Origin of the sequence: Streptomyces sp. NPDC056948 (assembly GCF_042674225.1) — a bacterium.
Lineage (GTDB): Bacteria > Actinomycetota > Actinomycetes > Streptomycetales > Streptomycetaceae > Streptomyces > Streptomyces purpurascens.
Genome location: NZ_JBHUQX010000170.1, coordinates 1 through 18,434, shown reverse-complemented (window position 1 = coordinate 18,434; position 18,434 = coordinate 1). Strand labels below are relative to the sequence as shown.

At 68.9% G+C, this 18,434-nt stretch carries 9 protein-coding genes and 3 pseudogenes; 8 read left to right on the top strand and 4 right to left on the bottom strand.

Features of this window, described 5'->3' with window-relative positions:
- Positions 1 to 197: 197 nt before the first annotated feature.
- The 3 genes and pseudogenes from txtE to ACFTZL_RS22355 form a co-directional block, all read right to left on the bottom strand.
- On the bottom strand, positions 198 to 1,418 hold the full coding sequence (gene txtE, locus ACFTZL_RS22365) for a 4-nitrotryptophan synthase (RefSeq protein ID WP_382585496.1): 1,221 nt from the start codon (positions 1,416 to 1,418) through the stop codon (positions 198 to 200).
- A 987-nt stretch (positions 1,419 to 2,405) separates the two neighbouring features.
- Positions 2,406 to 2,735: pseudogene (locus ACFTZL_RS22360) on the bottom strand (transposase family protein); the annotation flags it as partial.
- Between the two features lie 222 nt (positions 2,736 to 2,957).
- Entirely contained in the window at positions 2,958 to 3,908 is a 951-nt protein-coding gene (locus ACFTZL_RS22355; RefSeq protein WP_382585493.1) for a helix-turn-helix domain-containing protein, read from the bottom strand.
- A gap of 1,504 nt (positions 3,909 to 5,412) precedes the next feature.
- Between ACFTZL_RS22355 and ACFTZL_RS22350 the strand changes: the two genes are divergently transcribed.
- The 5 genes and pseudogenes from ACFTZL_RS22350 (at position 5,413) to ACFTZL_RS22330 (ending at position 16,101) form a co-directional block, all read left to right on the top strand.
- Positions 5,413 to 9,825, top strand: a complete 4,413-nt coding sequence (locus ACFTZL_RS22350; RefSeq protein WP_382585491.1) for an amino acid adenylation domain-containing protein — start codon at positions 5,413 to 5,415, stop codon at positions 9,823 to 9,825.
- A gap of 47 nt (positions 9,826 to 9,872) precedes the next feature.
- Positions 9,873 to 14,375, top strand: a complete 4,503-nt coding sequence (locus tag ACFTZL_RS22345) for an amino acid adenylation domain-containing protein (RefSeq protein WP_382585488.1) — start codon at positions 9,873 to 9,875, stop codon at positions 14,373 to 14,375.
- A gap of 12 nt (positions 14,376 to 14,387) precedes the next feature.
- Positions 14,388 to 14,585, top strand: coding sequence for an MbtH family protein (locus ACFTZL_RS22340; RefSeq protein WP_382585485.1), 198 nt, complete (start codon positions 14,388 to 14,390; stop codon positions 14,583 to 14,585).
- A 179-nt stretch (positions 14,586 to 14,764) separates the two neighbouring features.
- A pseudogene (locus ACFTZL_RS22335) lies at positions 14,765 to 14,851 on the top strand (BBE domain-containing protein); the annotation flags it as partial.
- Positions 14,852 to 14,913: 62 nt separating this feature from the next.
- The gene (locus ACFTZL_RS22330) at positions 14,914 to 16,101 is read left to right on the top strand and encodes a cytochrome P450 (protein ID WP_382585482.1); all 1,188 of its coding nucleotides are present in this window, start codon (positions 14,914 to 14,916) and stop codon (positions 16,099 to 16,101) included.
- A gap of 470 nt (positions 16,102 to 16,571) precedes the next feature.
- Here ACFTZL_RS22330 and ACFTZL_RS22325 read toward each other — a convergent pair whose 3' ends face one another.
- Complete coding sequence (locus tag ACFTZL_RS22325) at positions 16,572 to 16,781, bottom strand: hypothetical protein (RefSeq protein WP_382585479.1); 210 nt, start codon at positions 16,779 to 16,781, stop codon at positions 16,572 to 16,574.
- An 82-nt stretch (positions 16,782 to 16,863) separates the two neighbouring features.
- Here ACFTZL_RS22325 and ACFTZL_RS22320 point away from each other — a divergent pair.
- The 3 genes and pseudogenes from ACFTZL_RS22320 to ACFTZL_RS22310 form a co-directional block, all read left to right on the top strand.
- Positions 16,864 to 17,115, top strand: a pseudogene (locus tag ACFTZL_RS22320) (NAD(P)-binding domain-containing protein); the annotation flags it as partial.
- A gap of 133 nt (positions 17,116 to 17,248) precedes the next feature.
- Positions 17,249 to 17,536 carry a hypothetical protein gene (locus ACFTZL_RS22315; protein WP_382585501.1) on the top strand — a complete coding sequence of 96 codons (288 nt, stop codon included), beginning with the start codon at positions 17,249 to 17,251 and terminating at the stop codon, positions 17,534 to 17,536.
- 11 nt (positions 17,537 to 17,547) lie between these two features.
- Positions 17,548 to 18,390, top strand: a complete 843-nt coding sequence (locus ACFTZL_RS22310) for an SDR family oxidoreductase (protein WP_382585499.1) — start codon at positions 17,548 to 17,550, stop codon at positions 18,388 to 18,390.
- Positions 18,391 to 18,434 lie beyond the last annotated feature (44 nt).

Sequence of the window (18,434 nt, the reverse complement as noted above, 5' to 3'; positions counted from 1 at the left end):
CCACCACCCCCCCCCCCCCCCGCGGCCGGGGCCCGGCCGGGGCCGGGCGCGCCCCCCGGTTCCGCCGAGGGGACCGGACCAGAGGACGAATGGGGCGCCCATGCCGGGCACGCTGTCGGGGACGGAGCGGGCAAGGAAGGGCCCACAGCCACTTCGGAGGTCACAATTCCTCGCAGGGGAGTAGAGCGCCGGTCTCGTCAGCGGAGGCTGAGCGGCAGCGAGCGAAGGGAGCGGAATTCGAGGTTCTCGTTCCAGAGCGGCTCGCCCGCCGGCCGGATACCCGGGAAGCGGCTCAGCAGGGAGACGTAGAACCACTTCAGCTGCAGGCTGACGATCTGCGCGGCGAGACAGGCGTGCACTCCCTGGCCGAACGACAAGTGCCGACCGCTGTTGGGACGGTCGAGGTCGAAGTCGTGCGGCCGTTCGAACATGTCGGCGTCCCGGTTGGCCGCGCCCAGGAACAGGGCGACGGTCTGCCCCGCCTTGATCCGTGCGCCGCGCATGTCGACGTCCGTGGCTGCGACGCGCCAGGTGAACTGGTTCGAGGCGTTGTAGCGGACGACCTCGTTCGCTGTGTTGTCCACGCATGCCTGGTCCGCCAGGAAGCGTTCGACCTGCCGCGGATTGCGGGCGAACGCGAGCGTGCCGCTGCTGAGAGAGCCCGGCGTCGTGGGCGCGAACAACGCGATGAACACCAGCGCCAGTTGGTGCACGGTCTGTTCAGGCGTGGTCTCGGTCAGGCCGTCCTGGGCGGCTGCCAGGCGGGCGATGACGGTGTCCGGCAGGACCTTTCCCCGCCTGCCCTGGAGGAGTTCGAAGGCGTATGTGTGCAGGTCGGTGAGCTTTTCCAGGATTGTCTCCTGCGTCACCGGCTGATCCTTCGGGCCGGAGTGGTACGTCATGATCGTCTCCACGCGCGGGATGAGGAATCCGAGGTCCTCCTCGGGTATCCCGAAGGCGTGCACGGCGGAGCGTATGGGGAGTTGGGCAGCGAGGGCGGGGACGGCGTCGATCTCGATGGCACCGGCCGGGATGGAAGCAACGAGGTCGTGAGCGACCTTCTGGATGACCTGGTCGTAGTACTCGTGCGCGGCACGGGTGAAGCCTGCGCGGACGGACCGGCGCAGCGCGTCGTGGAGCGGCGGGTCCGTGTACATCACCACGTTCTTGGTCCAGCGGTGGAAGATGTTGTCGGGCGGCAGCGGCTGCCCGGGGAACTTCGCCTCGAGCACTTCCGTCCCACGGTCGGCCGTGAACCGGGGATCCTTCAGCCCGGCGGCGCAGTCGGCATACGTCAGGACCGCCCAGGCGTTCAGGCGCTCGACCCAGTGGACGGGTTCGCGCCGGGCCAGGTCGGCGTAGACGGGGTAGGGGTCGGGCACGATGGACGGGTCCGCGAGTGGCGAAGGGGCGGTCATGGGGGGCTCCTTGGGATAGCCGAAGAGGGATGAGGCGGCGGGGATCGCGGCAGGGATTCGGGGATGGGAGGCGAGCGCCTCGATCCCGGGGTCGTCAGCCGCGGCGTATATGCGTTGACAGGGCGGGCAGCGCGGACATCGCCGGGCGGGATCTCCAGCGACGGGGCGAGCCTGGCCACGGAGCGGAGAAACCGACTTCTCCGACGAGAACCTGAGCTACTGCGTGTGAGCAACGGGGCTGCTGGATCATCAAGCGGCCTGGAGGAGAACCTCGCTCACATGTGTTGCCGGTCCTGGTGACGGAGGCGCCGTAGCGCCGGAATTCCTCTCTTGAAGTCGTGCGCCGGCACGTCTTCATCATGGATAGGCATCCCCGACGAAATCTTGTCGATCGGTGACCGGTCCCTAGCTGTTGGATGCCAGTTCCGCTCTGCCCGTTTCGATACCTTCGTGGACAGGGTGGGGGACGGTACTGGATTCATCTCGTGGCGTGCCGGTGGCTTCCGCCGTGTTGAGGGCCTTTCGCGGTGGCATCGCAATGAAGCCAGGACCACCGTCCGGCTGCAGGGAGAGGAGCGCGTCCCGTACGTGACGGAGGCGCAGGCGAGTGCTCCAGTCCCCGTGCTCGCGGTCAGTGACTGAAATGCGGGAGGCGTCCGATCAGATCAGTCAGTGGGTCGGGCACGACTCGTCACTCGGCACGGACGCCTTCGGCCTGTTGGGATACCCAGGAGGCCGTTCGCTGCTACTTCCGGGTGGACGCCGAGTCCGTCGCACAACGACCGAACACGCGGGAGTCGTAGGCGACGAGGCTGGTCTTCGCGCCGGGCCGGCGGAATTCGCGACCGTGGGGAAGATCCTCTCTGGTGGAGGAGGTGTCGACCGAGGGGGATGCGCCGAATAGGCGCGTGTCACAAAAGGACCACTCCCCGGTCTCCGCGATGAAGGTCGTAGTCATCGGCAGAACCGGGATCATTGAGCTTTCTCTCAGCGGTGCCGCTCCAGGGTGAGGACCGCCTTGGCGATCGACGACATCCGATTTGGGCTGCACCGGCCTTTGCGGAAGATCCGCCAGAACTCGAGGCGGTCCGAGCCTCGTTTCACTGGTGCCCGCGCCGCATATAGCGTGCGGTTGACGGCCGGCCGGGTCGGTGTGAGGGCGTGGCCCGGCGGGCGTCTGATGGGGGTCGTCATTCAGGTGCCGGCTCCCATGTAGGTGCGGTAGGCGAGGACGGGGCCGCCCTGGTGTTCGCAGATTCGGAGGATCCTGTGTGTGCGGGCCGCGGTGCGGTCGTGGGTACGGCCGGGCAGTGCCGGGCGCCGCAAGGGCACCCGTACGGTTACCACTTCAACAAGTCGTGCCGGTCGGCCGGCCTGGTCGATGTGGTCGGCACCTCCCGTGCCGGGGCCGTGCTGACTGGGCGCCTCCACAACCACGTTTCGGGCCCTGGCCCTTTCTGGAGCGGGGGGACGGTGCCGGGAACCCCGTGCCGACTCGTGGGCGACACGTCGTCCCTGCCGCCCTATGCCCTCGCCGTTTCAGGTGAGGCAGTGCTGCTTCCGGTAATCACGGGGCGATATTCCGTAGGCGGAGCGGAAGTGTTTGCTCAACATCGCGGCATCCAGCATTCCCCAGTCCGCCGCCAGCTCATTGATCTTCCGGTGCCCCAGGCTCGGATCCCTCAGATCGCGTGCGAAACGTTCCAGGCGACGGCGTTTGACGTAGCTCATGACGCTTTCCCCGATCGGTTCGAACACTCGATGTAACTGACGCACCGATATGATGTGTTCGGCCGCGAGGGTCGCCGGGCTGATCTCGGGATTGGCCAGCTGCCGGTCGATCGACTCCTGAATCGCGATCAGGAGTGGATCGCATCCCCCCGAGTAATGCTTACCGAGTTCGTTATATGCGATTCTCGTCGTCGAGATCGCCAGGATGCGTACGACCTCCTCCAGATATGGGGACGGGATTCCTTCGGTTTTTATCATCTCTACAGCCAACGTCCGCAGGAACGAAAAAAGAAAGCCACCTCCGGGGTCCGCGGAAGTGTCCGTCACGACAAAAGTCCCCCGAGGTGGCATCGGAAGTCCATCCTTCGCTTCGTCGGCAAAATGCAGCACGAGGAGTCGTGACGCAACGAGCACATTAATTGAAAAGGGAACGCTGCCGTCGGTCATGACCAGTGTCCCCGCGTCGATCTCCGCGCCCTCCTCAGTGCGAGCGATGAAGGCAATGCCTGACAGTACACATATGACTGTCCTCTGCGGCGTCAAGGTCGTTTCCGAATGGATTGCCTCGAACTCGATGACGGCTGGACCGGAATCTATGACCGTCACCTTGACCCCGCCTGCCTGTAAGGATTTCGTCTGCATGTATGAGCTCGATAAAAGGCAGTATTTTGCGCTCGGCGCGTCGGCCGGAAACCGAGTAAAGCCAGACGCTTCCCCCTTCTCGACTTCGAGTGCGACAAAAAGTTCGGAACCGACCACGGCGATATCCTCCACAAGGAACGAACCCAGTCGTTCACCCGCTAAGCTTGTTTGAACTTTCAAGTACAATGTCATCTGGGTCTGCCGTCGGAGGCGGCAATTCCCTGGTGGCAGCCCGTGGATGCGATCGACGTGCCGCACCGCCACAGGCGGGTCAAGTGCGCCGACATTCAGCTGCGGACGTCTTCATCTCGGGTGCGCGGCCCTCGGATCGACCTTCAGCTTGCTCACCGCTGCATCGGCCGAGGAAATGCGACCTAGCAGGACTGTGGCGAGCCCTGACCGCCGGCGAGCGCCAGGCGGTCAACCGGCTCACTGCATCGCATCGAAGGAACGATCCTGCGCAGGGAATCCGTGTCGAAGACCGGGCTGGGACGGCCAGAAAGGGTGCGCCCCGTTCTTCCATGCCGTGGCCGGCCCCACCGGAAACAGTGCCGGAGAGGGAAATGCAGTCTCCGCGATCGGGTTTCCAGTTCTGTCCGAGGCCAGCTGCTCATCAGGTTTTCCTCACTCATCACGAGGCCACGACCGGCCGTAAGGGGCAGGGTCCGCGCGCGTCATCGCGTGCTGAGTCCGTGCGACTCCGTCACTGCTCATCAGGAGTGGCACTGCGCCATACATGAGAGCGCTATTGGGATCGCTTCCGCATCTTGACAGTGCCCTGCGGGTGCCAGTCCAGTCAAGTACCTCCTGATTGACCGGAGTTTTTGTGTCTGATTCCTCAAGGTGCGCACAGGCGCATCGTGGTGTGGGTACAAGCGTGCGCGGGATTCTCTGCGGATCCGCACACGCTGTTCATCGAACTCGCCCGTCGGGTTTACCCCGCCAGCCTCCCGGCCAACCGCACCTACCCGCCACGCCGGGCGTGTGACCTGAGACGACGGCCCGCGAGACAGACGGAGGTGTCGAGCGCGAGCACCGCCGATACAGCCCTCTGTGCTTTCCACCGCTCACGGAAGTCTGGTCTCCCTGTACCGAATCTTTGTACATCGAAATCTTTCGACGACGGCGAGGGCGGCGGGGATCGTCGGCGTTCTCGCCGCGGCCCCCTCGCAGCCGCTCCCGGTGAAAATAGAGGTCTGGCGTCCAGAGGCAACGACGCGGTCACTGATCGACAAGACTGCGCCGCGGAAACAACCCCATGATGCTTATGTTCCAACGTACGAGAACCATTCACAGGGGGATTCCCGGTGCTACGACACCTGCTTCATCGGGACGGACAACACATCTGAGAACGGTTCTCCTGCAACCGCTTCTCGATCCGGCGGCCCGTCAGCCGCATGCGGTGGCTCGGTCTCTCGTAGCGGAAGCCGGCACCCGTATCCGGTGGCTCCCGAAACCGTCATCGCTCACCACTCCTGGCGCCACTCGGCCCCACGTATGCCCGACCTCTGTCCCCTCTCCTGCTTCCGCTTTGGATGCCATCGGCTTGAGCGCGCCCAGGGGCGACCTCGACGACTGAGATGACAGAGATGACAGAGACGACAGAGAGGAACGGATACCCGTGTCGCACCTGACCGGTGAAGATCTCCCGGAGGAAGCGCTCACCACTACGTGGCCGAGTCTCCTCGAAGCGCGGGTGGCCGACACACCTGACGCCATCGCGCTCGTCACCGGGCACACGGCACTCACGTACGCGCAGTTCAATGCCCGTGCGAACCGGCTCGCCCGGTGGCTGAAGCACCTCGGCGCCGGCCCGGAGCGGTCGGTCGGGCTGGTGCTGGGCAGGTCCGCGGACTTTTTCCTGTGCGCGACGGCCGTGCTCAAGTGCGGGGCCGCGTACCTGCCGCTGGATCCGAACTACCCCGTGGAGCGACTGTCCTTCATGGCCCGGGACGCAGCGCCCGTGGTGCTGATGACGACGTCGGACGTCCGGGGCGAACTCCTGGACGAGCTGCCCACCGGCCGCCTCGTGGTTCTGGACGACGAGGCCACCCAGGACGCACTGCGCCGTCTGCCGGACCACGACATGGAGGACGGGGAACGCCTGGAGCCACTGCGCCCCGCGAGTCCCGCCTACATCATCTACACCTCCGGCTCCACGGGGGTCCCCAAGGGAGTCGTCGTCACTCACCAAGGCGTCGCGAGCCTGATCGCGACCCAGCGTCGTCGCCTCGCCGTCACCGGCGCCTCGCGTGTGCTCGCCTTCTCGTCGCCGAGCTTCGACGCCAGTTTCTGGGAGATGTCGATGGCGCTGCTGGCCGGGGCCGCGCTCGTGGTCGGCAGACAGGGACGGCTGCTGCCCGACGCCGAACTGGCCGCGCTGATCGCGAACCACGGAGTCACTCATGTCACTCTCCCGCCCTCGGTCGCGGGTGCGCTGGGCCCCGGCATGCTGCCTCCGGGCGTGACGCTGGTCGTCGCAGGCGAAGCGTGTCCAGCGGCTCTCGTCCAGCGTTGGCGCCCGCACCGGACGATGGTGAATGCCTACGGACCGACGGAGTCCACCGTCTGTGCCACCATGAGCGATCCGCTGGCCGACGACGTGGCGCCGTCGGTCGGCCGCGCGGTGGACGGCACCCGGATCCATGTCCTCGACGACCGCCTCGCACCGGTTGTACCGGGAGCGGTCGGCGAGATCTACATCGCGGGGCACAGCCTGGCACGCGGGTACCTCAAGCGGCCGGGTCTGACCGCGCAGCGGTTCGTGGCGGACCCCTTCGGCCCGGCCGGCAGCCGTATGTACCGCAGCGGTGACCTCGGCCGTTGGACGCGTTCAGGAGATCTGGAATTCGTCGGCAGGGCGGACGACCAGGTCAAGGTACGCGGCTTCCGTATCGAGCCGGGTGAGATCGAATCCGTCATCGCCGGGTGCCGCGGGGTCCGGCAGGCCGCCGTCGTCCTGTGCGAGGACCGGCCCGGAGAGCCGTACCTCGCCGCCTACGTCGTACCCGAGAACGCGGTCGCCGACGAGACGGCCGGCGAGGAACCGGACGGTCGACTCGCCGCCTGGCGACGGCTCTACGACGATCTCTACGACCGAGCCGACACCTCCGAATTCGGCGAGGACTTCTCCGGCTGGGTGAGCAGTTACGGCGGGCGGCCGATCGAGGGGATGCGCGAATGGCGTGAGCAGACCGTGCGGCAGATCCGCGAACTGGTTCCGCGCCGCGTACTGGAGATCGGCTGCGGTTCCGGTCTGCTGCTCTCGCAGCTGGCGGGTGACTGCGAAAGCTACTGGGGCACCGACATCTCCGGGGCCCTGATCGAGCGGCTGCGCGGGCAGGTCGCCGAGCGTCCCGGCCTCGCGGACCGCGTCGTCCTGCACCGGCTCTCCGCCCATGAGCTGGGGAGTCTGCCCCGCGGGGGCTTTGACACCGTCGTGCTCAACTCCGTGATCCAGTACTTTCCCTCGGGCGATTACCTGGTCGACGTGCTGCGTGAGGTGTCCCGGCTCCTGGCACCCGGGGGCGCGGTGTTCCTCGGCGACGTCCGCAACCTTCGGCTGCTGCGCACCTTCCACGCCGGGGGGCTGCTGGCGTCGGCCTCGCCCACCGACACCCCGGAGACGGTGTGCGCGGCGATCGACCGGGCCATGGCGCAGGAGAAGGAACTGCTCGTGGACCCGGAGTTCTTCGCGACGGCCGTCGGCGCGCTGCCCGGCATGACGCTGGAATCGTGCACGCTCAAACGGGGCGGGTACGACAACGAACTCAGCCGCTATCGCTACGAGGTGGTGCTGCGCAAGCATGCCGGGTCTGCGGGCGACACTGAGCTCACGGATGACCCCGGGCCGGCCGATGACCCCGGGCCGGTGAGCGACCACGGGCCGGTCGTGCGACTGCGGTGGGACGGCGAGACGGCGAGCCTGGCCGGCGTCGCCGAGCGGCTGCGTCGTGGCCAACCGGAGCGGTTGTGCGTCGCCGGAATCCCCAACGGCCGGGTGGCCGGCGAGCATGCCGCGACACTCGCGCTGTTCGACCGGCGCCCCCTGCGCGAGGTGCTGTCCCTGCTGCAGGTTCCGGCGGGCGTGGCACCGGAGGACCTGCGCCGGTTGGGCGCGGAACTGGGCTACCGGGTCGACTGCACCTGGTCGTCCGAGGACGACGCGCTGATCGACGCCTCCTTCACACGCGCCGGAACGCTCGTGCCGCGTCCCGCCCCCCGGACCGACGCGCAGCCGGACGCCTTCTCCCCGGCCCGGTTCACCAACAGGCCGGCGTTCGTCCGCCCCGACTCCCAGACGATGGCCACCCTTCCCGGGCAGGTCGAGGCGAAGCTGCCGGGCTTCATGGTCCCGGAGGTCTTCGTCCCGCTCGACAGGCTGCCGGTCACGGTGAACGGCAAGCTCGACCGCGGTGCCCTGCCCCGGCCGCAGCGCGCCGCCCATGCCCCGGGCCGTCCGCCCAGGACCGCCCGCGAGGAGGTACTGGCGGCGATCTTCGCCGACGTACTCGCGACAGCCGACGTCACAGCCGACAGTGACTTCTTCGCCGTCGGCGGCAACTCTTTGCTGGCCACCCGCCTCGCCGCCGAGGTCCGGCGCCGCCTGGACACCGAGATGCCGCTGTCGTGGCTGTTCGAGTCGCCCACCGTCGGCGCGCTCGCCGCCCGCTTCGACGCCGGGGACGAGGCCAGGCCGCTGCCCGTGCCGAGCGAGGACGCCTCCGGCAACACGGCGCCGTTGTCGGCCCAGCAGACGCAGATGTGGCACGAGTACCGCGGCAGCCAGTACCGCGACATGTTCAACCTGCCGCTGTCGCAGCGGCTGACCGGTGCCGTCGACGCCGAGGCGCTGCGCGCCGCTCTGGCCGACGTCGTCACCCGGCACGTTCCGCTGCGCACGCTCGTCCGGGACGACGGTGGCGGTCCGTGTGCGGTGATCACGGAAGTCACCGCGGACGATATCCCCTGGACGGAGACCAGGACCACGCCCGAGCGGCTGTGCGAGGACCTCGAGCACGCCGCCCACCACCACTTCGACCTCGAAACCGAGATCCCGCTGCGGGCCGTACTGTTCACGCTCGGCCCGGACGAGGCCGTACTGCTGCTGGTCATGCATCACATCGCCGTCGACGGGTGGTCCTTCGGCCCCCTGCTGGAGGACCTGGTCCGCGCCTACCGTGCCCGGGCCGAGGGTCGCGCACCGCAGTGGGAGCCGCTGTCCTTCGGCTACCTCGACTACGTCGCCTGGCAGCGCCGGCTGCTCGGCGCCGAGGACGACCCGGGTGATGTCGCGCTGCGCCAGGCGGAGTACTGGAGGAAGACGCTGCACGGCGCCGACGACAGACCGGTCCTGGAGACCGACAGCCCGGCGCCGTCCCAGCAGGACTTTGCAGGCAGGACCCTCGACCTTCCACTCGAAGTCGGCGGCCATCGGGTGCTGGCAGCCGCGGCCCATGAGCACGGTGTCACCGTCTTCATGATCCTGCACGCCGCGCTCGTCGCACTGCTCGCCCGCAGGGGAGCGGGAGGGGACATCACCGTCACGACCGCGGTGGCCGGCCGGACCGACACCGAGTTCGAACCGCTCGTGGGCCTCTTCGCCAACACCCTGGCGCTGCGCACCGACACGTCGGGCAACCCCACCTTCCGCGAACTGCTGCACCGGGTCCGCGTGGCCGATCTCGGTGCCTACGCCCATCAGGACCTGCTCTTCGAGCACCTGGCCGACGTGCCACCGTTCCAGGTGTCATTCGTCCTGCGCACGGTCGCAGCACCGCCGGCCGACCTGCCGGGCCTCACCATCAGTCCCGGCCCACGGCCGGCGAGCAAGTCCGCCCGCTATCCGGTGCTGTGGACGGTGGAGCATCTGGCCTCCGCCGCGGGCAGCGAGACGCTGCGCAGCCACATCCAGTACCAGAGCGGGCTGCTGCGCGACGACACGGTCGCCCGGCTCGCCCAGCAGTACGAAGTGGTGCTGTCCCTGTTGTTGAAGGATCCGGACCTCCGCGTCCGGGACCTCCCACTGCGGTGACTTCCAGGGCCAGCCCGTCCGATCCCATCGTCTGTGAGGTCCACTAGATGTCCACGCCGCCGCCGGGGCGAAGCCGCACCACGGCCTCGCCCGCCGGGACCCAGGCCGGCCCCGAGTTCACCCCCGGCTCATGGGGACGGCTCTTCGAAGCCCGTGTCGACGCCGCTCCCGAATCCACCGCGATCAACTCCCCGAGCGGGCAGATGAGTTACGCCGAACTGAACCAGCGGGCCAACCGTCTGGCCAGGCTGCTCATTGCACGTGGCGCCGGCCCGGAGAGTCTGGTCGGTCTCGCCCTGCCGCGCTCGACCGACTTCGTGGTGGCCATGGCGGCCGTACTGAAATCAGGCGCCGCCTACTTCCCGATGGATCCGGACTATCCTCCGCAGCGGCTGGCGTTCATGCTCGCCGACGCCGCTCCCATGCTGGTGCTGACCGGGAGTGACATCGAGCCCGAGCTGCCTGCCGAGGCGGCCTCCTGCACGGTGGTGTTGGACGACCCGGCCGTCGTACGCACCCTGACCGAATGCTCCGCGGCGGATGTGGCGGACGACGAACGCGGCGCCCCGCTCCGGACCCGGCATCCGGCCTATGTCATCTACACCTCGGGTTCCACCGGTACTCCCAAAGGGGTGGTCCTCACCCACCACGGCATCGCCGGCCTGGTGGGCAGCCATGCGCGGGACCTGGAGATCGGGCCGTCCAGCCGGTTGCTGCTCTTCTCCTCGCCCAGTTTCGACGGCGCCTTCTGGGACGTGTCGATGGCTTTGCTCACCGGCGCCACGCTGGTGGTCGCACCACGTGAACGGCTCCTGCCCGGACCGGAGTTCAGTGCGCTCGTCGTTGAGGAGGGCATCACTCACTTCACACTGCCGGCCTCCACGCTCGCCGCCCTGCCGGACGGTGCATTGCCCGCCGGGGCCACCGTCGTCAACGTGGGCGAGGCCTGTAACAGCGAGCTGGTGCGACGCTGGTCGCCGGGCCGGCTGATGGTGAACGCATACGGGCCGACCGAATCGACCGTCTCCGCGACCATGAGCGGACCGCTGGCCGGGGAAAGGGAAGGTATCCCGCCCATCGGCCGTCCGCTCTCGGACACCCGCGTCCATGTCCTCGACGAGCGGCTCCGGCCGGTACCGCCGGGAGCAGTCGGAGAGATCCACATCGCCGGAGCTGGGCTGGCCCGCGGGTACCTGGGGCGGCCCGCGTTGACCGCCGAGCGGTTCGTGGCCGATCCCTTCGGGGCGCCGGGCGAGCGGATGTACCGGACCGGTGACCTGGCGAGGGTGCGCGACGACGGGCAACTGGAGTTCGTGGGCCGGGCCGACGACCAGGCGAAGATACGGGGATTCCGAGTGGAGCCCGGCGAGGTCGAAGCCGTCCTGCGCGACCATCCCGAGGTCGCGCAGGCCGCGGTGGTGGTCCGGGAGGACACTCCGGGAGACCAGAGGCTCGTCGCCTACGTCGTGCCGGACCACCCGGCCGTGCGGCAGGCCGACGACACCACCTCGGAGCACGTCGAGGAATGGCAACGGCTCTACGACGAGGTCTACAGCACAGTGGGAGCGCTCCCCTTGGGGGAGGACTTCAGCGGCTGGAACAGCACCTACGACGGCGAGCCCATTCCCGTACCTCAGATGCAGGCCTGGCGGGACGCCACGGTCGACAGCATCCGTGCCCTGCGACCGTGCCGGGTACTGGAGATCGGTGTGGGCACCGGGCTGCTGCTGTCCCGCCTCGCCGGTGACTGCGAGGCGTACTGGGCCACCGACTTCTCCGCCGAGGTGATCGAGACACTCGGCAAGAAGGTGGACGGCGACCCGGTGCTGCGCGAGACGGTCCACCTGCTGCACGGCCCCGCACACGACCTCCCCGGCCTCCCGGAAGGGTACTTCGACACCGTTGTCCTCAACTCGGTGATCCAGTACTTTCCGTCGGCCGACTACCTGGTGAGCGTCCTGCGCGAGGCGGTACGCCTGCTGGCGCCGGGCGGCCGGGTCTTCCTCGGCGACGTCCGGCACCTGCGTCTGCTGCGCCCGCTGCGAAGCGCCGTCCGGCTGTGCTCCGCCACCGGGCGGGAAGCCTCCGCCTCCGCCGTCCGCGCGGCGGTCGAGCAGGACCTGGTGGATGAGAAGGAACTGCTCCTCGACCCCGCGTTCTTCGCCGCGGTACCCCGGTGGATCCCGCAGATCCGCGGGGTGCGTACAGCGGTGAAGCGCGGCACGCACCACAACGAACTGACCCGTCACCGGTACGACGCGGTGCTCATCAAGGAGCCGGTGGAAACCGGTACCGCCGCGCCGGACGCGCAGACACTGACCTGGGGCACGGATGTCAGCGGACTGCAGCCGTTGTCCGGCCTCCTGGCCCGCACCGGCACGTCGCTGCTGCTCCGCGGCGTGCCGAACAGCCGGATCCTCGGCGAGGCATCGGCCGCGGCGGTGCTGGCCACGGCCCCGTCGCTCGACGAGCCGTTGCGGTTGCTGCACGAACCGGCGGCCGGGATCGACCCCGAGGAACTGCACGCCCTGGGCGAGGGCGCCGGCTGCGCAGTGCACCTCACGTGGTCGGCGCAGGACCCCACGCGACTGGACGCCTGGTTCATACCGGCGGGCGGTGAACCTGGCGCCGTCCCGCTGACGGAGCCCGCCGACAGCGGCAGGACGTCGCCCGGTGACCACGCCAACCAGCCGACCACGCACCGGACCGGCAACGCCCTGATGGGCAAGCTCCCCGGCTATCTGGCCGCCAGGCTTCCCGCGTACCTGCGGCCCGGCGCCCTGGTACGCATCGCGTCGCTCCCCCTCACCGTCAACGGCAAGCTCGACCGCGCGGCGCTGCCCCGTCCCGCCCTGTTCCCGCAGGCTGACGGGCAGACGCCCCGCACTCCGCGCGAGGAGATCCTCGCCCATCTCTTCGCCGATGTGCTCGGCCTGCCCGGGGTGCCGAGGGACGCCGACTTCTTCGCCCTGGGCGGCAACTCGCTGCTGGCCACGCGCCTCGTCGGCCGTATCGCGAAACACCTCGAAGTCGATGTTCCGATCGCCTGGATCTTCGAGACACCGACCGTCGAGGGCCTGGCCGGGCGTACCGCTCCGGCGAGCAGGTTCCGCCGGCGGCTGGTCTGCCGCGACGAGCACCACGCGGAGGTGCCGCTCTCGCACAGCCAGTACGGCATGTGGTTCATCAACCAGCTCGGCGGACCCGCGAGCCGGATCTACAACGTGCCGTACTGCCTGCGGCTCACGGGTTCGGTGGACTCCGCGGCGCTGCGGACCGCACTCGATGACGTCGTGGCCCGTCACGAACCCCTGCGTACCGTCTTCCGCGATGACGGTGACGGCCCCCGCCAGCGGGTCCTCGCCCCCGAGGACGCCGTGGTGGTCTTCCATGAGACCGACGCCGCCGAAGACCGCCTCGCCGGCGAACTGGCGCGGGCCGCGGCGGAGCCCTTCGAGCTCAGGACGGACCTTCCCCTGCGCGCACGCCTGTTCCGGCACGGACCGGACCGGTACACGCTCCTGCTCCTGATGCACCACATCACCGTGGACGCCTGGTCGCTGGCCCCCCTGACCGCGGACTTGGCGCACGCCTACCGGGCGCGCCTGAGGCAGCGGGCCCCGCAGTGGCAGCCGCTGCCGGTCCACTATCGCGACTACGCCGTATGGCACAACGAGCAGGCAGCCGAGACGCAGGACCGCGGCAGCGGCTTCGGGCGCCAGCTCGCCTTCTGGGAGCGGACGCTGCGCGGTCTTCCGGTCGAGACGCGGCTGCCGGCCGACCGGAGCCGTCCGGCCAGACCCACCTACCGTGGCGGCACCGTCCACACCCACGTCGAAGCCTCCCTCCACCAGGAACTGCTCAACTGCGCGCGGGAGACGGGCGCGACGCTCTTCATGGTGCTGCACGCCGCGCTCGCGGCACTGCTGACCCGGCTGGGCGGCGGCACCGACATCGCCGTCGGCACCGCTGCCGCGGCGCGCACGGACCCGGCGCTGGACGACCTCGTCGGACTGTTCGCCAACAGCGTCGTCCTACGCGTCGACACCTCGGGCGACCCGACGTTCCGCACCCTGCTCGCCCGTACCCGTGCCGTGGATCTCGACGCCTTCACCCACCAGGATGTGCCGTTCGACCAGGTGGTGGATCTGGTCAAACCGGCGCGCCACCCGGCACGTCACCCGCTGTACCAGACGGCCCTCGTCCTGCACGCACCACCCGGCGACGGTCATCGGGCGGACCCCGTCACCCTCATTCCCGAACCGCCCCCGAACACCGGAACGGCCCGCTTCGATCTGATGTTCAACTGGGACGAGAGCCGGGACAGCGCCGGCCTCGCCCAGGGCCTCACCGGCCGAACCGAGTACAGCTCGGACCTCTTCTCCCAGGAGACCGTGGAGCTGCTCCTGGAGCGATATCTCCTGCTGCTGTCTGGCGCGGTACGTGATCCGGACGCACGCCTTCACACCCTGGACATCCTCACCGAATCGGAACGGCGCGGCTTCTCGCCACGGCCGAAGCCGTCCGATCCCGAATCATCGAGAAACTAGGAGAAACTCACCGTGCCCTCACCCTTCGACGACCATGACGGGCAGTTCTATGTGCTCCGCAACGAAGAGGGCCAGTTCTCACTCTGGCCGAACTTCGCCGACATCCCCTCCGGGTGGCATTCCGTGACCGGGCCGAGCCTCCGCGAAAGTGCCCTTGAATACATCGAGAAGGAATGGACGGATATGCGCCCCGCGTCCGCCCGTGAATGATCCTGTCCATACACCGAGCGCGCGACCACGGGTCGCCAAGAATCGGGCCGTTTCCGGCCGGTTCGCTGGACGACCGTCGGTTCCGAAAACGTGGTGTCCCTGCTGCTGGTCTCGTACGGCACTGACGGCGCACCGGCTCGGGTGGCGATGGCCGGAGACCGCCGCACCGGCGTGCGACGTACTACCGCGACAACGCCGCCCGGCTCTCTCGGATCAAGGCGGCCTACGACCCGGACCGCTTCTTCAGTTTCGACCAGGCGGTATGACGCGAGACGCCGCCACAACGCCGCACGGCCTGCGCCTGTGGTCTTGGAAAGGAAACGACATCATGGAGTCTCCGGACACCCAGGTCTCCCCGGCGGACTCGCCGTTGGAGCCCTATCACATCTACCCAGAGGCCAAGTCCTGCCCGGTGGCGAAGGTCGGTCTGTGGAACGGCACGCCGGCGCACGTGTTCTCCGGGTACGACGAGGTGCGGACCGTGCTGCAGGACAGGCGGTTCAGCTCGGACTCGCGCCGGCCCAACTTCACCGAACTCACTCCGACGCTTCAGTCGCAGGCCGCGGCACCGCCGTTCGTACGCACCGACAACCCTGATCACCGACGCCTGCGGAGCACCATCGCACGCGAGTTCCTGCCCAAGCGTATCGAGAAGCTGCGCCCCGCGATCCGCGAGATCGTCCAGGGTGTGCTCGACGGGCTTGCCGAGACCTCGCCTCCCCAGGACATGTTGGAGGCCTTCGCCGTCCCGGTCGCGTCCGCGACGATCTTCCGGCTGCTGGGGATTCCGGCCGAGGACCGCGCGTTCCTCGCCCGATGCGTCAAGGGCGTGGTCACGGCGGTGGGCAGCGAGGAGGAAGGTGCCGAGGTGTTCCGGACACTCGGCGAGTACATCAGCGGGCTCCTCCTAGACCTCTCCGTACTGCCCGAGGACAGCGTGATCCGGCGCCTGGTGACGGGCCCGTACCAGGGGAAGCAGCTCACCTTCGCCGAGGCCGTCAGCGTGATCCTCATGCTCATCGTCGGGGGCTACGACACGACGGCCAGCACCATCTCGCTGTCCTTGGTGAGTTATGCGCTGCAGCCGGAGAAGTTCTCCGTCGTCCACGAACGCCCGGAGCGGATCCCCTTGCTCGTCGAGGAGTTGCTGCGCTACCACACCGTCACGCAGCTCGGACTGGGCAGGATCGCCACCGAGGATGTCGAGATGGGCGGCGTCACGGTGCACGCCGGCGAGATGGTGGTGGCGGCTCTCCCACTGGCCAACCGGGAGGAGAGCGTCTTCCCCAACCCGGACGAACTCGACTTCGACCGCCCTTCCGTGCCCCATGTCGGCTTCGGCTACGGGCCCCACCAGTGCGTCGGCCAGGCACTGGCTCGAGTCGAACTCCAGGAGGCCATTCCCGCGGTGATCCGACGGCTGCCCGGCATGCGGCTCGCCTGCGCCCTGGAAGACCTGCCGTTCCGGCATGACATGGCCATCTACGGTGTCCACGAGTTGCCCATGACCTGGTGACCGGGTCTGCAGCGAGGCGAGAACCAGGGTCACGACCGGCTGTTCGGCTGCCGAAACATCGCGATCTGGTCGCAGTTCATGGCGGTACGCGTCGAAGTCTTCACGTTCGAACGCCTGCGAGGTGGCGGTGGCAGACAAGGACCTGCAGCAGGCCCTGGTCAACTGTCCGGCGGACCGCGATCCCTCTGTTGACCGGCGCCTCTCCGCGACGCCGACGACGCCGCGGTTCGTCCCCTTCCGTGGACGAGTCGGTGCGCCCTCAGCCGTCTGCACGGAGAGGTTGGGGCAGGGGGTCCGCAGCAGCCATGGCCGCTGTGGTGCCTGTACAGCTCGCGCAGCCGTAGCGACGGCAGGCCACACGCGCGCAGGGCGGCGCCGATGCGGACGGCGAACAGGGAGTTGCCGCCCAGTTCGAAGAAGTCGACCTGTCGCTGACGCTCGTCGAGAGCCGCGAGGGCGGCTGGTCCGGATCAGTCGAGTACGCCTCGGACCTGTTCGACTGCGCCACCGCCGAGAGCGTCGCCGCCCGCTGACTGCGCCTGCTTCAGCAGGTGACCGCCGACCCGGCGCGTCCCCCGCACGCCCTGCCCGTGCTGACCCCCGCCGAACGCGAGCACGTGCTCGTCCGGCGGGGCGGCACCGACCGGCCGCTGCCCAAGGCGTCGCTGTGCGGAAACCATCAGGCCCCCTGTCAGCAGACCGAAACAGCGGATCATCGGGCGGGGCACGTCCACGGACCTGTACTCGCCGGAGAGGCACATCATGACCACATACCGACTCGCCGTCATCGGCGGCACCGGCCCGCAGGGCAAGGGGCTCGCCTACCGCTTCACCAACGCCGGGCACGACGTCACCATCGGCTCCCGCGACGCCGAACGCGCCAGGACCACCGCCGCCGAGATCGCAGGGCGCCTGACCGGCGGCGGCGCTCCCGTCACCGGCGGGGACAACGCCACGGTCACCGAGAAGGCCGACGTCGTGCTGCTGGCCGTGCCCTTCGACGGGCACACCGCCCTGGTCGAGTCCCTCGGCGCGGCCCTCACGGGCAAGGTCGTGATCAGCTGCGTGAACCCTGGGCTTCGACAAGCGCGGCCCGTACGGCCTCGACGTCCCGGACGGCAGCGCCGCCGAGGAGGCCCAGCGCATCGTGCCCGGCGCACGGCTCGTGGGCGCCTTCCACCACCTGTCGGCCGTGAACCTCTGGGGCGGGGCCGAGGTGCTCGACCACGAGGACGTGCTGGTGTGCGGGGACGACGCCGACGCCAAGGGCGTGGCCATCGAACTGACCCGGGCGGTCACCGGCCGAGCGGGCGTGGATGCCGGCGCGCTGCGGCTCGCGCGGCAGCTGGAGCCGCTCACCGCCGTCCTCATCGGCGTCAACAAGCGCTACAAGGTTCGCTCGGGCATCCGGGTCAGCGGGCTGGTGGACCATTGACCGGGGCCCGGGTGCGATCCGCACTGATCACCGGGGCGTCCAGCGGCTTCGGGCTGGGCGTAACGGTCGAGTTGGCGCGCCGCGGCTGGACCGTGTACGCCGGACTGCGTGACCCCTCGAAACGAGCAGCTCTGGACCGTGCGCTCGCCGCCACCGCTGAAGTGGCCGGGAGTGTAAGGGTGGTGCAGCTCGACGTCACTGACCCGGACTCGGTGGCGGCCGCGGTCGACACCGTGCTGGGCGAGTCCGCCGGGCGGTTGGACGCGGTGCTGCACAATGCCGGGTACACGACCGCCGGCTTCTTCGAGGACCTTCCCGAAGCGGATGTCAGACGCCTGGTGGAGACCAACTTCTTCGGTGTTCTGACGCTGACCCGCGCCCTGCTCCCGGCCTTGCGGTCCCGGGGCCGGAGCCGCATCGCAGTGATGTCGAGCAACGCCGCCAACGTGCCGCATCCGATGTTCTCCGTGTACGCGGCCACAAAGTGGGCCCTGGAGGGCTGGTGCGAGGCCCTGGCCGCCGAGGTCCGGCCGTTCGGCGTCGACGTCGTCGTCCTGCAACCGGGGGCGCACCGGACGGCGTTCGCCTCCAACGTCGTACCGGTGTGCCCGGAGGACAGCGCCTACCGCGCGCTGTTCGACACCGCCGCTCCGCGCATGGAGTGGATCGGCCGCCATCAGCGCGATCCGCAGCGGGCCGTGCGCTCCGTCGTCAAGGCACTTGAGGCACGCCGGCCGCCCTTTCGCGTGCGGCTCGGCACGGACGACAAGGTGGCGGCGGCCGTCAGAAACCTGCTGCCGTACCCCGTGCGAGCGCGTGCCGTGCGCTGGATCACCGGCTTCGACAGGGCGTGACGCGGGAACGGACGCATGGTCGAACGGGCGGGCATCCCAAAGGC

Coding starts and splice junctions, on each gene's coding strand:
- ACFTZL_RS22345 (WP_382585488.1), top strand. CDS start 9,873: ATGTCCACGCCGCCGCCGGGGCGAAGCCGCACCACGGCCTCGCCCGCC.
- ACFTZL_RS22325 (WP_382585479.1), bottom strand. CDS start 16,781: ATGGTTTCCGCACAGCGACGCCTTGGGCAGCGGCCGGTCGGTGCCGCC.
- txtE (WP_382585496.1), bottom strand. CDS start 1,418: ATGACCGCCCCTTCGCCACTCGCGGACCCGTCCATCGTGCCCGACCCC.
- ACFTZL_RS22330 (WP_382585482.1), top strand. CDS start 14,914: ATGGAGTCTCCGGACACCCAGGTCTCCCCGGCGGACTCGCCGTTGGAG.